Source organism: Ammoniphilus sp. YIM 78166 (genome assembly GCF_004522215.1).
Classification (GTDB): Bacteria; Bacillota; Bacilli; order Aneurinibacillales; family RAOX-1; genus YIM-78166.
In genome coordinates, this window is record NZ_SDLR01000002.1 from 471,008 (window position 1) to 485,665 (window position 14,658).

Sequence of the window (14,658 nt, forward strand, 5' to 3'; positions counted from 1 at the left end):
TGGAGAGAAAATGGGCGAATGGACACGCCTGATCCGAAGCTTCGGAAACGCCATGGAAGGGATAGCCTATACGATTAAGACACAGCGAAACATGCAGATCCATGTAGGAGCCGCCACGATGGTTTTCTTGGCCAGTTGGTTGCTGGAGATCCCATGGAATGAAGTTTTGCTGGTCTTTTTTTCTATTTTTTTAGTCCTCATACTGGAAATGGTCAATACGGCAATTGAAGCAACAGTCGACCTTGTAACCGATCAATACCACCCTTTAGCTAAGGTGGCAAAGGATGTAGCTGCAGGAGCCGTGTTGCTTGCAGCTGTACTGTCTATATTGGTTGGTTTTTATGTTTTCCTAGAACCACTGCTTCAAGTAATAAGAACAATAGGAGGTTCGTTCAATGGATAATCAAGCATTAATGCAAAAGGCCAAGGAAGCAAGGGAAGGCGCATATGTTCCTTATTCTCATTTTAAAGTAGGAGCGGCTCTATTAACAGACAAGGGTGATGTCTTTACCGGATTTAATATCGAAAATGCAGCCTATAGCTTATGCAACTGCGCCGAACGTACGGCTTTGTTTAAAGCCTTTTCCGAAGGGGAAAGAAAATACCAGAAGATGGCCGTTATTGCGGATACTCCCCGACCAGTGGCTCCGTGCGGTGCCTGCCGCCAGGTATTGGCAGAGCTGTGCCCGCCAGATATGGAGGTCATCATGGGCAACCTAAAAGGAGAAACGTTAATTAAAACGGTAGCTGAGCTTCTACCGGGGGCATTCAATCAGGAGGATCTAAATGAACAAAACAGGTTATAAGTCAGGATTCGTTGCTATTATCGGAAGACCTAATGTTGGTAAATCCACCCTCATGAACCAAGTTGTGGGTCAGAAAATTGCGATTATGTCGGACAAACCGCAAACGACTCGCAATAAAATCAGAGCGGTGTATACAGGAGAAAAGGGACAGATCATTTTCATGGATACCCCAGGAATACATAAACCGAAGTCCAAGCTCGGAGAGTATATGAACACCTCTGTGGAAACAGCCTTAAAAGAAGTAGATCTTATCCTATTCCTAGTGGATGCTTCGGAAAAGCTTGGACCTGGGGATCGTTTTATTATTGAGAAACTTGAAGAGGTAAAGACCCCAGTGTTTCTCATTATCAATAAAATCGACAAGGTGCACCCGGAAGCATTGCTTCCATTTATCGAGGAATATCGGACTCTATATCCATTTAAAGAGATCATACCCGTATCGGCCTTACAAGGGAATAATGTGACCACCCTCATGGAGCAAATGCTTGAGCTGCTGCCTCAAGGACCGCAATACTATCCACCAGATCAAGTAACGGATCACCCCGAGCGGTTTATTATGCAGGAGCTGATTCGAGAAAAAGTGTTGCATCTTACAAGAGAAGAAGTTCCTCACTCTGTGGCTGTAGCGATTGAGCATATAGAGCGAAGAGAAGATAGCAATGCCATCTATATTTATGCGGGAATCTATGCAGAGAAAGAATCCCAGAAAGGAATCCTAGTGGGTAAGCAAGGATCCATGCTAAAGGAAATTGGGAAGCGTGCGAGGCAAGACATCGAGCGATTACTAGGCACCAGAATATTCTTGGAACTGCGCGTCAAAGTCAAAAAGGACTGGCGTAATCAAGATCGCCTATTGAAGGATTTTGGATTTCAATTGGAACCATAATGGAAAAAATTCCTAAGCATATGATTTCGGAAGTAAGGTCACTCTAATCTTATAGAGAAAACTAGGCAAATTTATCTTTTCCTAGATGTCCTTTACCCAGTGATGCCACATCAATTTCTCCCGAAAGGATGATAACGGCCGATGCAAAATATTTCTTGGAACTTATTTAGTGCAACAGGAAACATTGACGCTTATCTTCTCTATAAGGATTCACAGCGCGTCAGCATAGATGGAGATGATGAAACGGAATTATCCATGGTTTCGGAGGAAAATGAAGGGTAGAGATTAGGTGACCTCGATTATGAGGGAGGCACAAGGTGTTAGGAAAGACCGAAGGTATTGTTTTGAGAACGAGCGACTACGGAGAGGGAAATAAAATTTTAACGGTTTATACCAAAGAAATGGGCAAGGTGGGGATGATGGCACAGGGTGCCAGAAAAACCAAGAGCAGATTTGCTGCGGTTTCTCAGCCCTTCACCCATGCCTTTTTTCTATTTCATATCGGATCGGGTTTAGCTTCCCTGAATCAGGCAGATCTTATCCAAATCTTCCCCCATATTAGAGGCGATCTGTATCGAACGGCCTACGCAAGTTATATTTTAGAATTAACGGACAGGATGTCAGAAGAGCGCAAAAAAAACGGGGGGTTGTACCAGCTCTTGCTCCATTCTTTACATCAGTTGGAGGACGGGAAAGATAGTGAGATCATCTGTCGCATTTACGAGCTCAAACTGCTCTCCATGCATGGGTATAAACCTATTCTCGATACCTGTGCCTCCTGCAGGAAAGGCCAGTCTCCCTGGTTTTTCAGTATTCGTGAAGGAGGACTCCTGTGCGAGTCATGCCGAAGAAAAGATCCTCATGCCATGCTTCTCTCCGATGGAGTAACGCGTATTTTATCCATAATACAGAATCTAGATATCAGTCATTTGGGGAAAATTACGGTGAAGAGGGAGACGAAACAACAACTGCAAAAAATCATGTATCTTTTTATGGACGAATATACAGGCATTCGGTTGAAAACCAGAACCTTCATTGATCAGTTGGAGAAGATGGAGCAATATTTTCCTCGAAAGGAGAATGAAGATGCAGAGAACCGCCAGTCATGATCAAGAGTGGATAGATGAGTTACTTCCTGAACAGGAAACCTATGAAGCAAAAGGAAAAGATGCTTGGGGGTTAGCTAAAGATCTATTAAAACTTGCGAATGTCGTACGTATCTCCATCTGGCACCAGGGTCGTCCGTTAGCATCTATACCAGTCGTGTATGGAGGGGTCGTGGCCACTTTATTCCCCTTCATATCCTTGTTTTCCATGATATCCTTGCTTGCTTTAGACTGTAGGATTGTAGTTGAAAAGAAATAATCACGAGAAATCTCCTCCAGAGGGTTACGGAAGGAGATTTTTTTTATTTTGTTCAAAAAAAACTAAAATTCAACAAAAAAAGCCTATTGTCTCGTGAGTCATTGTTCTTTATAGTAAAAATATAAGTCACCTATGTGCAAAAGTCACCTATATAACCTTGTCATTTACCTGATTAGCGCTGTGTTGAGTAACAAGGTGGGCTCTTGATGCTAATTTCTTTTAAAAGAGGGGTTGAAATGAAGCACTATGGACTATTCCAAAGAGGAGATTTCGTTCAAGTCATCAATGAAGAGAATTATCTGTATCAAGAAATAGGCGAAATTTGTTGTATTAAAACGAACGGCCTGTTTTCTCTAAGACTCGCGGACGGTCAGGAAATGGTGGTATCCCGATTAGAAATTGCTCCTTGGTTAGGCCATGAAAAAGAGAAGAAGCTGTTCAAAGCCCAATTGCTGCAAATGCAGACCCTAGCTGTAGAAGTTTCGGATCGGCAGTGGTTTGATGAATTAGGACAGATATTGAAAGAGCTAGATTCCCCATCGTAACTCCTCAAAGTAGGTAATACGGTCGTAAGGAGAATGATTGATGAAAAAAGAGGTAACTATTACGTTTGCTCAAGATTGTAACCCTCAACTTCTGGTCCAATTCGTTCAGGAAGCCAATCGATTTCGAAGCTACATTCTTCTGCAGCAGAGAGAGCTGCAAATCAATGCTAAAGGCTATCTTGGCATCCTGCATCTATTAAATACAACCGTTGGTGAACGGATTATTCTTAGTGCGGAAGGTGCAGATGCTGAACAAGCTTTAGCCCATTTAAGTGAAATTCTAGGTTCTGCGTCCGCCTAGAGAAAGGCTGCAAGTAAGCTGCCTTTCTCAAATTTCCAACTAACCATCAACCTCAATGGGGATATGCTTGAACTGGGAAAAATCGAACAGCCCCAAATCCGTAAGCTTCAATTGAGGTATAACAGGTAGCGCCAGAAAGGACAAGGTCAAAAAAGGATTAAATTGTTCACTTGCTTCTAAGTAACGAAGCCCCTTGGCAATTTCCTTTAGACCGTCGTAGACCTCTAGGTAAGGTCGGTCAGACATTAAGCCGGCAACTGGCAAAGGAAGAGAGGCTAGGATTTTTCCGCTATGAGCGACTACTAGTCCTCCTTTTACCTTTTCTAAGTGACGGATCGCTAATAGCATATCTTCATCTTTAACCCCCACGCAAATGAGATTATGGGAATCGTGAGCGATAGTGGAGGCTATAGCGCCTCTTTTTAAGCCAAATCCTTTTACGATACCTAACCCAATGTTCCCTGTTTGATGGTGTCTTTCCAATACAGCCAGCTTAAGCAGATCATTTTCCGTGGAGGCAACGAAGACACCGTCTTTTACATCTACTTCTTCCTGAAGGTGTTGCGTCACCAAGCTGTTAGGAATAATACCAATCACATTGCAACGTGCCGATGCGAGAGGGATAGACAGCTGTTCCAGGGAGAGGGGGGCCAGATTAACACTATTGGGTAGGGGAATGGGTGCTGAATTGGAATCGGACGTTGATTTTTGGAGATGGCTTCCCTTCTGATATACAAGATCGCCATGCTTTAGGACATGGGAAATAGAAATCGATTCAAGGTTCTCTAGCAGCAGGAGGTCAGCTTTGTATCCTGGGGCTATGGCCCCTACGTCGGTAAGACCGAAGCATTCCGCAACATTTAGGGTGGCCATTTGAATTGCTGTGATAGGTTCAATCCCATTTTGGATGGCAAGTCTGACATTATGGTCAATACTTCCTTCCTCTAAGAGATCGTCTAAGTGTTTGTCATCTGTAACAAATAAACAGCGTTTAGCATTGCTGGGGGTGATGGCAGGTAGAAGATTGATTAAGTCACGCGCTACAGATCCTTGCCGGATCATTAAGTACATACCTAATGAAAGGCGATTTCTTGCGTCCTCTACGGAAACGGCTTCATGATCTGTTCGAATGCCTGCTGCCATATAGATATTTAAGGCCTCATAAGAAAGACCAGCCGCATGACCGTCAATTTTGGCTGACTGATTATGCGCAGTGGATAACTTTTGAAGCATGTCTAATGTAGCTTTTTTAACAGAGGGAAAATCCATGACTTCTGCCAGACCCAACACGTTGGAATGTGAATAGAAAGAGATAAGGTCTTCTGCAAGTAAGCGGGCTCCAGCATTTTCAAAGGGAGTAGCCGGCACGCTGGAAGGGAGCATATAGTATACATCAAGAGAGAGGTTTTCAATGGATTGCAACATAAACTGTAAACCTTCGACCCCATGAACGTTCGCGATTTCGTGAGGATCTGCTATAATGGTAGTTACCCCGTGAGGTAACAGCACCTTAGCTAACTCTTTAGGCAGAACCATAGCGGATTCAATATGCACATGACCATCAATGAAGCCTGGAATAAGGTATTGACCTTGTGCATCAAGGAATTTTTTGCCCTGGTAAGATCCAATTCCAGCGATCATTCCGTCGGTAATGGCTACATCGCCGTCCATGATTTCTCCTGTGAATACATTAATGATTCTGGCATTCTTAATAACTAGGTCTGCAGCGAGCTCGTGCCCTGCAACAAGTATTCTTTTTTTTAGATCTTCTTGGAGTTTATCCATGGAATTCATCCCTTTCTGCTAAACAGATCCTTTTACACATTTTATGGCTAAGAATGTAGAAAAATACTCTAGTCACTTTTCTTTCAGACAAAAGAAACTCTGTTATCAATATGTTTCATACTATATAATAAAAACATGGAATTAGTATGACATATTTAGAAGTAGGGATGGTGATCAACATCGAGCTGACAAAACGCCAGGACTTAATTTTGGAGATTGTAAGGAATGAGGGACCCATTACCGGGGAGCAGATCGCCGATAAGCTTAACTTGACGAGAGCTACCTTGCGTCCGGACCTCGCCATCCTAACTATGGCAGGATATTTAGATGCTAGACCTCGGGTTGGATATTTTTACTCAGGCAAGAGTGCCCCCCAACTTTTAGGTGATCTTGCACGTAAAAAATTCGTTAAGGATTATAAAGCATTACCGGTCGTCATAAAAGAATCGACCTCTGTCTATGAGGCCGTGTGTACTTTGTTTTTGGAAGATGTAGGAACGCTATATGTAGTTAATGATAAAGGATACCTTGCTGGTGTTGTTTCTCGCAAAGACTTGTTAAGAGCGATGCTGGGAAAGCAAAAGCTTGAAGAAATTCCGGTTAATATCATTATGACCAGGATGCCAAACATCATTACCTGCTATCCAGAGGACAGCATCGTTGAAGTAGCTAAGAAGCTCATTAATTATCAGATTGACTCTTTGCCCGTAGTGAAGGAAGAGCAAGATGGTGGAAGGGCTGTGCTAGAGGTGGTCGGGAGAGTAACCAAAACCACAGTGACCAAGGCATACTTGGAGCTGGCGAGTGACCAATCCATCTGACCTACGCTTAAAGCAAAAGAAGGGAGGCATGGCTTATTTTCAGTGAGGATATGTTGGTAGAACCCACTGTTTTCATCGTATCGGACTCCGTAGGTGAAACCGCTGAAGTTGTAGTGAAGGCTGCAGCTAGCCAATTCGAAGGTCATTCTATTGATATAAGAAAATTTCCTTATGTGGAGGACCAAGGAACGATAAGCGAGTTAGTACTTGCTGCTAAAGAATCCCAGGCTGTGATTGCCTTTACTCTTGTAATCCCAGAGCTAAGGTCTTATCTTACGGAAACCGCAAAAAAACATGGCGTAACGGTTGTGGATATCATGAGTCCTATGATCCAGAGCCTAGAAGGGGTTGTGAAAAGAAAGTCCAAAAATCAACCCGGACTTGTACGTCAATTAGACGAAGAATATTTTAAGAAAGTCGAAGCGATTGAGTTTGCTGTAAAATATGATGACGGAAGAGATCCTAGAGGTTTACTAAGAGCAGATGTGGTCTTAATAGGGGTATCTAGAACTTCTAAAACACCGCTATCCATGTACCTCGCCAATAAGCGCTTTAAAGTGGCCAATGTTCCTCTTGTACCTGAAGTGGAGCCTCCAGAGGAGCTCTATATGATTCCAGTCAAGAAATGTATTGGCTTGACAATAAGCCCAGATCAGTTGAATATGATCCGACGGGAAAGACTCAAGGCGCTCGGATTAGCTTCACAAGCCAACTACGCAAGCTTAGAAAGAATTATGCAAGAGCTGGAGTACGCAGAAAAGGTCATGAAGAGAATCGGATGCCCCGTGATCAATGTTTCAAACAAGGCCGTTGAAGAGACTGCAAACTTAATCATGGAGATTATACGGAAAAGAAATCAAAGTTAAAAAACAAAAAAGTTCTCGATTGTCGAGAACTTTTTATTTTTTCAGCAGGAAAAAGTAAAAAAATATCGTATATATTATGTAAGAAAGTTAATAAATCTTATTATAACATATTTTCTTTCTTGATGGGGAAGACCTACCGGAAAAAGTTCCAAAATCATTTCGACATTATTCGATGATCTTTAGCAGCTGATAGCCGGGGAGGTTCTACAATAATCAGGAGGAGAGTCGGCAGGATGATCATTTATGTTGATGCAGATGCATGCCCCACCAAATCGATCATTGCCGAGGAAGCTTCAAACTATCAGACCAAGGCCATCTTTGTTTGTTCGTTCGCTAACCATTTTCAATTGGTGGAAGAGTGGACGCAGACCATTGTGGTGGATAAGAGTTTTCAATCGGTTGACATGTTCATTGCGAACCGGGTGGCAGCAGGAGATCTTGTCATAACGGACGACTATGGTTTGGCTTGTATGGTTCTAGGACGGAAGTGTTTAGCTATCGGTTCTAGAGGTAAAGAATATACTAATGATAATATTGATTATCTTTTAATGACCCGACATCGATTACAGAAGGAACGAAGCGCAGGAAAAAGGTCCAAAGGACCAAAACCTATTACTCCTATGGAAAAAGAGCAGTTTCGCCAAGTTTTAAAAAAATGTTTGCAACTGCAAGAAGGAGAATGTTGAATTTTGACGAATTAGTTTCAAAATGCGATTTTTAGTTTCACTCAATAGATCTTCAGCAAGAGGACTATCTCTTACACATCAGGCAAACCCTTTATAGTCTAGGGAATGGTGGGAACTCAACATCGGCTACGTCATTGCAGCGTACAAAGAAGGTGAGGTAGGGGAGAAGATCATGAGTAGCAAATTTCCTGAAGAACTAATCGACCAGATCAGAAACTCAAATAATATTGTCGATGTGATTGGACAATATGTACAACTGAGAAAGAGCGGTCGAAGTTATATGGGCTTGTGCCCTTTTCACTCGGAAAGAACACCTTCCTTTTCTGTCTTAGAAGAGAAACAGATCTTTCATTGCTTTGGTTGTGGTGAAGGAGGTAACGTCTTTTCTTTTTTGATGAAGCTAGAGGGGATGAATTTTCCCGAAGCTGTTCAGCATCTTGCAGAACGAACTGGAATACAGCTGCCGCAGCCCACTGTCGATGAAGAAGCAGAAACAGAGGAGCAAAGAGATAAGCGCTCGATGTTTGAGGCTTACGATCTGGTTGGTAAGCTTTATCATCATCTTTTATTTCAAACAGAGCATGGTGCACAGGCTAGAGAGTACTTTGCTGCAAGGAGAATCGACCAAGCAACGGCTGAAGAATTCCAGTTGGGATTCGCCCCAGATAGTTGGGAGTTTACCACGCAGTTTCTTTCTAAACGCGGATTTCACCTGCCTCTAATGCAGAAGGCAGGCCTCTTGGCGAAGCGGGAATATGATCAGAAGCCATTTGATCTGTTCCGTAATCGATTGATGTTTCCAATCGCGGATTCACAAGGAAGGATTGTTGCATTTGGGGGAAGAATGATAGGTGAAGGGCAACCGAAATACTTAAACAGTCCTGAACATCCTCTGTTTAATAAGAGCCATATCTTATATAACCTCCATCGAGCAAGAAATGATATTCGCAAAAAACGGAAGGCAATCCTGTTCGAGGGATATATGGATGTCCTTGCGGCTTGGCAAGCTGGGGTTCGGAATGGAATTGCTTCACTTGGTACGTCTCTAACGGAGAGTCAGGCAAAGATCATTAAACGAAACGCTGATCAAGTCCTTATCTGCTATGATTCCGATCGGGCTGGGATTGAAGCGGCGATGAAGGCAGCTGACATTCTTCTTGCCCTTGAGTGTCAGGTACGCATGGTAAGCTTAGAGAAGGGCTTGGATCCAGATGACTACATTAAGAAGTATGGAGCAGATCAATTTAAACGACAGCTCGAGGAAGCAAGCTCCATCACCGCATTTAAAATGGAAAATCTGCGCAAGCGATTCGATCTTACGAATGAAACCCAGCGATTACAATTTATTCACTCGGTACTCGAGCAGATCTCAACCTTGAGCAACGCAGTAGAACGAGATCATTATATCCGGTTATTGGCTGAGGAGTTTGATTATTCGTTAGAAGCGTTGAAGCAAGAACAGTATAAGATCTATTATAAGCAAAAAAAGGCAGCTGGCAGGGATAAACTGTCAAAGAAATGGAATAATAGTATAAATAATGGAGTTCATTTGCCTGTGAAATCTTTGCTTCCAGCTCATTATAACGCTGAGAAGAGATTGCTTGTCTTAATGCTTCATAATGAAGATTGGGCAGACCAAATCATGCGTAAAATTGGTGGCAATTTTAATGTGGATGAATTCGCTGCACTTGCAGCTCATCTATACCACTATTATACGACGGGAAATACCGCAAATCCAAGCAAATTCATCTCAGGATTAGAGGATGAGAGACTCATTGCATTGGCTTCTAAACTAGCCGTAGAGGAATTCCCGGAAGAACTCACTTCCAGGGAGTTATCCGATTACATACAGCAAGTGCTCAATTATCCAATCTTGATGGAGATCGAGGAATTAAAAAACGAACAAAAAAGATTGGAAAAAGACGGAGACAGTTTGAAGGCTGCACAAGTCGGAATTCGCATCCTGCAGCTTCGCAAGTCTATCAGGCCGTTATCCATATGAACCCAAGGAAGGAGGGAATGCCATGGCCAAAAAAACAGAAAACAAGCCAGGTGTTGTCACAGAAGTTGTTCAGGAAGCATCCGAGCAAAATCTCGATCAGGTTAAAGAACAATTGGTGGAAGTAGGAAAGAAGCGTGGGGTTCTCACCTATAAAGAAGTAGTGGACCGTTTAGCTCCTTTTGAGCAAGATTCTGATCAAATGGATGAGTTTTATGAATACTTATCGGATCAGGGCGTTGAAATGATCAATGAAGCTGACGAGGAAGACGATATTGTTCCTGAGGATGAAATGGATGATGAGGAAGAATTTGATCTCAACGATCTATCCGTTCCTCCAGGAATCAAAATTAATGATCCTGTCCGCATGTACTTAAAAGAGATTGGCCGTGTTCCTTTATTATCTGCTGATGAGGAAATTAATTTAGCGCAAAGGATTGAAACAGGAGACGAAGAAGCAAAAAGAAGGCTAGCTGAAGCAAACTTGCGTCTAGTCGTAAGTATTGCCAAGCGTTACGTCGGTCGTGGAATGCTTTTCCTAGATTTGATCCAAGAAGGAAACATGGGCTTAATTAAAGCAGTAGAGAAATTCGATTATAAAAAGGGATACAAGTTCAGTACGTACGCGACTTGGTGGATCCGACAAGCCATTACCCGTGCGATCGCAGACCAGGCTAGAACCATACGGATTCCTGTTCACATGGTGGAGACGATTAATAAGTTAATCCGGGTATCTCGTCAGCTTCTTCAAGAGCTCGGAAGAGAGCCTTCCCCTGAGGAAATCGCAGAAAAGATGGATCTTACTCCTGAGAAGGTACGTGAAATTCTGAAGATTGCTCAAGAGCCAGTCTCCTTGGAAACCCCGATTGGAGAAGAAGACGATTCACATCTAGGCGATTTTATAGAAGATCAAGAAGCGTTAGCTCCTTCTGATGCCGCAGCATATGAATTGTTGAAAGAGCAGCTAGAGGATGTCTTAGATACCTTAACTGACCGCGAAGAGAATGTTCTCCGCCTGCGTTTTGGCTTAGACGATGGAAGAACCAGGACGTTAGAAGAAGTTGGGAAAGTGTTTGGCGTTACTCGCGAGCGTATTCGCCAGATTGAAGCTAAGGCCTTAAGAAAGCTTCGTCATCCTAGCCGCAGTAAGAGACTAAAGGATTTTCTTGAATAGTTTTTTTGTGCCCTGCACGGTGGATATGTTTCCGCCGTGTATTTTTTGCTCCTGGAGGCATAACAACATTCATCGCTTCCGGACTACGTTGATTTAACATCTTGCTCGGAAGAAACTGTTGTCCCCGAAGGGGAAAAACTTCCTTTAAAGGCGGTCTGGCTACTTTGGATTTGCTTCGATGAAGTTTTTTTTATTTTAGCGTTTCTAAAAGGACAATGCAAATGTCGGATTGGAAAAATAAAACATGAAACCGTTGTCAAACTAGGGTGTTTTTTTATATAATTACTATAGAATAGAATCATCAAAAAACTTGGCTAATTTCTGAGCAAGCGCTCAATCAAAGGAGGCGTTGATATGTATTTTGATTTAACAGAAGAGCAAGGAATGATTAGAAAGATGGTACGGGATTTTGCTGAAGGTGAGGTTGCTCCTGGAGCCATTGAAAGGGACCGCACGGGGGAATTTCCACTGGATGTGATTAATAAAATGTCTCAATTGGAATTGATGGGATTGCCTTTTCCCGAGCAATACGGTGGTGGAGGGGCAGATACAATCAGCTTTGCTATTGCAGTAGAAGAGCTAAGCCGAGTTTGCGGGTCTACTGGTATTACGTATTCGGCGCACATCTCTTTAGGCGGAGCTCCCATTAACTCTTTTGGAACCCACGAGCAAAAAGAGAAATATTTAACACCCATCTGTCGCGGAGAGTCTCTTGGTGCTTTTGGATTAACTGAGCCTAATGCCGGATCGGATGCGGGTGGTACACAGACTACGGCTGTTCTTGATGGGGATGAGTGGGTGCTAAATGGATCAAAGTGCTTCATCACCAATGCAAGTTATGCGAAGCATTTGGCTGTTACAGCTGTGACAGACCGTTCTAAAGGAACAAATGGCATCACGGCTTTTATTGTACCTACGGATGCTCCGGGTTTTACGGTAATCAACAATTATGAAAAAATGGGATTGCATGCCTCTAACACAACGGAGCTGGTCCTAGAAAATGTACGGGTACCAAAAGAAAGCATGCTAGGAACCGAAGGGAATGGCTTCAAGCAGTTCCTGATTACCCTAGATGGCGGTCGTATTGGTATTGGAGCCATGGCAGTAGGCCTTGCTCAAGGGGCATATGAGAAGGCCTTACAGTATGCTAAAGATCGTAAGCAATTCGGACAAAGCCTGTCCAAATTCCAAGCTATTCAATTCAAGCTTGCGGATATGGCGATGAATATTGAGCTAGCTCGTACCATGGTTTACAAAGCGGCCTGGTTAAAGGACCAAGGACGAAAGTTTTCGAAAGAAGCCTCCATGGCGAAGCTATTTGCTTCTGAGACTGGAGCCAAAGTATGTGATCAAGCGATCCAGATTCATGGCGGTTATGGCTATATGAAAGAATACGAAGTGGAGCGCTTCTATCGCGATGCCAAGCTTCTTGAGATTGGAGAAGGAACATCTGAGGTTCAGCGTATTGTCATCGCAAGAGAAATTGGCTGTTAAGAAAGAATAACGGGGCAAGCGTAGAGGAGAAATACTCTACGCTTTTTGTTTGTTCTTCATATTTAAGGTAAAATAGAGGCACAGTGTTAATTTAAGGTAAGGTGATGGCATGATTACCGTTTCCAAGCGGTTAGAAACGATAGCAAGCTATGTATTGCCGAATAGCAGGGTAGCAGACATTGGTTCAGACCACGCGTATTTACCCGTCTATCTCGTAAAAACAGGAAAAGCCTCCTCCGCGATTGCTGGAGAAGTGAATAAAGGACCATGGGAGTCTGCCAAGAGACAAGTCCAGGCGACAGGTTTGGGTGAACGAATTGACGTAAGGCTAGGTGATGGTTTGGCTGTTCTGTCTGACGGAGAAGTTGATACCATCTGTATCGCAGGAATGGGAGGAACTTTGATCTGCCACATTCTTGAACAAGGCCTTCATCGACTGTCTTCCGTTGAGAGGTTGGTTCTGCAACCGAATGTAGCTGAGCGTAATGTACGAGAATGGCTGTACAACCATGGATGGGAGCTACAGGCAGAAAGCATCCTGAAAGAGGATGGAGTCATTTATGAAGTGCTAAGTGCAATAAGGGGAAATCCACAAGAGCCATATGCCTCTTCCGAGTGGAGCAGAGAAATATGGTTTGAGCTAGGTCCTTTCCTATGGAGAGAAGGTTCTTCGATCCTACTAGAAAAGTGGGAATCAGAACAAGAGAAAGCACGAAGAGTTGTAAAGGGACTAGAAAAGTCGCAAGCTCCAGAGGCTCAAGAGAAGAAAAGAGAAATGAGTCATAGACTAGAGTGGATTGAGGAGGTGCTCCAATGCTTACGAACGGACATACGATAATTCAGCTGTTAGAAGAATTTGCTCCAAAGCATTTAGCCATGGAGGGCGACAAGATCGGACTGCAGGTAGGTACCTTAAACAAGGAGATAAAAAAGGTAATGGTCACCCTTGATGTCCTAGAGGAAGTAGTAGACGAAGCTATCCAAGAAGGGGTAGATTTGCTCATTGCCCACCATGCGGTTATCTTTCGTCCACTGAAAAATTTACGCACGGATCTTCCTGCAGGCCGTCTCTACGAGAAGTTGATTAAGCACGATATTGCTGTGTATATTACTCATACGAATCTTGATGTAGCACCAGGCGGAATTAACGATTTAATGGCGGACGCTCTGGGGCTTATAGAAACGGAGCCAATCGATGTCCTCCATACAGAGCAATTAAAGAAACTGGTTGTATTTGTTCCTGTTTCCCATCATGATCAAGTCCTACAAGCGATTGCAGAAGCAGGAGCAGGTTGGATTGGAAAGTATAGTCACTGTACCTTTAATATGGAGGGAACGGGAACGTTTATGCCTCGAGATGGGGCTCAACCCTTTATTGGAAGGGAGGGTGAGTTGGAGAAGGTAGAAGAAGTTCGATTAGAAACCATTATCTCAAGCGATCTGCAAAACCGTGTAGTCAAAGCCATGCTAAAAGCACATCCTTACGAGGAGGTAGCCTACGATATCTATCCACTCGAGCAAGCCGGTAAAAGCTACGGATTAGGGAGAATTGGCAAGCTGCCAAACCCAATAAGTCTAAAGGAGCTGGCCGATCAAGTAAAAGGTGTTTTTCAGGTGAATGGTCTGCGTGTAGTGGGAGAGCTAAATCGTCAGGTGAAGAAAGTGGCGGTGCTCGGCGGTGACGGTAACAGTTATGTGTCTAAAGCCGCTTTTAAAGGGGCAGATGTGCTGGTAACTGGTGATATATACTATCATACGGCTCATGATGCCATAGCTTCTGGGCTAGCTCTTATTGATCCAGGACATAATGTGGAAAAAATTATGAAAAAGGCTCTTAGGGAAATCTTGATGACTAAACTGCAGAAAACCAAATCGGAGACCCAAGTCATCATTTCCAAAGTCAATACCGATCCTTTTCAATTTTTGTAAA

At 43.3% G+C, this 14,658-nt stretch carries 17 protein-coding genes; 16 read left to right on the forward strand and 1 reads right to left on the reverse strand.

What is annotated here, in order from left to right:
• Positions 1 to 10: 10 nt before the first annotated feature.
• The 8 genes from EIZ58_RS08385 (at position 11) to EIZ58_RS08420 (ending at position 3,903) form a co-directional block, all read left to right on the forward strand.
• A complete protein-coding gene (locus tag EIZ58_RS08385) occupies positions 11 to 403 on the forward strand; it encodes a diacylglycerol kinase (RefSeq protein ID WP_134700152.1) in 393 nt (130 codons plus the stop codon).
• Positions 396 to 806: a cytidine deaminase gene (locus EIZ58_RS08390; protein WP_134700153.1), complete on the forward strand. Its 411-nt coding sequence runs from the start codon at positions 396 to 398 to the stop codon at positions 804 to 806. Before EIZ58_RS08385 ends, EIZ58_RS08390 begins: the two co-directional genes overlap by 8 nt.
• Positions 787 to 1,692: a GTPase Era gene (gene era / locus EIZ58_RS08395; RefSeq protein ID WP_134700154.1), complete on the forward strand. Its 906-nt coding sequence runs from the start codon at positions 787 to 789 to the stop codon at positions 1,690 to 1,692. Before EIZ58_RS08390 ends, era begins: the two co-directional genes overlap by 20 nt.
• Before the next feature lie 141 nt (positions 1,693 to 1,833).
• Positions 1,834 to 1,974: a YqzL family protein gene (locus tag EIZ58_RS08400; RefSeq protein WP_134700155.1), complete on the forward strand. Its 141-nt coding sequence runs from the start codon at positions 1,834 to 1,836 to the stop codon at positions 1,972 to 1,974.
• 35 nt (positions 1,975 to 2,009) lie between these two features.
• Positions 2,010 to 2,801 (forward strand): DNA repair protein RecO, encoded by a 792-nt coding sequence (recO, locus tag EIZ58_RS08405; protein WP_134700156.1) that lies wholly within the window; start codon positions 2,010 to 2,012, stop codon positions 2,799 to 2,801.
• On the forward strand, positions 2,779 to 3,057 hold the full coding sequence (locus EIZ58_RS08410) for a DUF4342 domain-containing protein (protein WP_167577571.1): 279 nt from the start codon (positions 2,779 to 2,781) through the stop codon (positions 3,055 to 3,057). Before recO ends, EIZ58_RS08410 begins: the two co-directional genes overlap by 23 nt.
• Before the next feature lie 206 nt (positions 3,058 to 3,263).
• Positions 3,264 to 3,602, forward strand: a complete 339-nt coding sequence (locus EIZ58_RS08415) for a hypothetical protein (RefSeq protein WP_134700158.1) — start codon at positions 3,264 to 3,266, stop codon at positions 3,600 to 3,602.
• 40 nt (positions 3,603 to 3,642) lie between these two features.
• The gene (locus EIZ58_RS08420; RefSeq protein WP_134700159.1) at positions 3,643 to 3,903 is read left to right on the forward strand and encodes an HPr family phosphocarrier protein; all 261 of its coding nucleotides are present in this window, start codon (positions 3,643 to 3,645) and stop codon (positions 3,901 to 3,903) included.
• Between the two features lie 39 nt (positions 3,904 to 3,942).
• Here EIZ58_RS08420 and ade read toward each other — a convergent pair whose 3' ends face one another.
• On the reverse strand, positions 3,943 to 5,688 hold the full coding sequence (ade, locus tag EIZ58_RS08425; protein ID WP_134700160.1) for an adenine deaminase: 1,746 nt from the start codon (positions 5,686 to 5,688) through the stop codon (positions 3,943 to 3,945).
• Between the two features lie 146 nt (positions 5,689 to 5,834).
• Between ade and ccpN the strand changes: the two genes are divergently transcribed.
• From ccpN to EIZ58_RS08465, 8 genes are all read left to right on the forward strand, one after another.
• Entirely contained in the window at positions 5,835 to 6,509 is a 675-nt protein-coding gene (ccpN, locus tag EIZ58_RS08430; RefSeq protein ID WP_305033927.1) for a transcriptional regulator CcpN, read from the forward strand.
• 50 nt (positions 6,510 to 6,559) lie between these two features.
• On the forward strand, positions 6,560 to 7,375 hold the full coding sequence (locus EIZ58_RS08435; RefSeq protein WP_134700161.1) for a pyruvate, water dikinase regulatory protein: 816 nt from the start codon (positions 6,560 to 6,562) through the stop codon (positions 7,373 to 7,375).
• A gap of 233 nt (positions 7,376 to 7,608) precedes the next feature.
• Complete coding sequence (locus tag EIZ58_RS08440) at positions 7,609 to 8,061, forward strand: YaiI/YqxD family protein (RefSeq protein WP_134700162.1); 453 nt, start codon at positions 7,609 to 7,611, stop codon at positions 8,059 to 8,061.
• A gap of 172 nt (positions 8,062 to 8,233) precedes the next feature.
• The gene (dnaG, locus tag EIZ58_RS08445) at positions 8,234 to 10,063 is read left to right on the forward strand and encodes a DNA primase (protein WP_134700163.1); all 1,830 of its coding nucleotides are present in this window, start codon (positions 8,234 to 8,236) and stop codon (positions 10,061 to 10,063) included.
• 22 nt (positions 10,064 to 10,085) lie between these two features.
• Complete coding sequence (gene rpoD / locus EIZ58_RS08450; protein ID WP_134700164.1) at positions 10,086 to 11,234, forward strand: RNA polymerase sigma factor RpoD; 1,149 nt, start codon at positions 10,086 to 10,088, stop codon at positions 11,232 to 11,234.
• A gap of 354 nt (positions 11,235 to 11,588) precedes the next feature.
• Positions 11,589 to 12,728 (forward strand): acyl-CoA dehydrogenase, encoded by a 1,140-nt coding sequence (locus tag EIZ58_RS08455; protein WP_134700165.1) that lies wholly within the window; start codon positions 11,589 to 11,591, stop codon positions 12,726 to 12,728.
• Positions 12,729 to 12,837: 109 nt separating this feature from the next.
• A complete protein-coding gene (locus EIZ58_RS08460) occupies positions 12,838 to 13,566 on the forward strand; it encodes a tRNA (adenine(22)-N(1))-methyltransferase (protein WP_134700166.1) in 729 nt (242 codons plus the stop codon).
• Positions 13,542 to 14,657, forward strand: coding sequence for a Nif3-like dinuclear metal center hexameric protein (locus EIZ58_RS08465; protein ID WP_134700167.1), 1,116 nt, complete (start codon positions 13,542 to 13,544; stop codon positions 14,655 to 14,657). The genes EIZ58_RS08460 and EIZ58_RS08465 overlap by 25 nt, the downstream gene beginning before the upstream one ends.
• The last annotated feature ends 1 nt before the right edge of the window (position 14,658 follow it).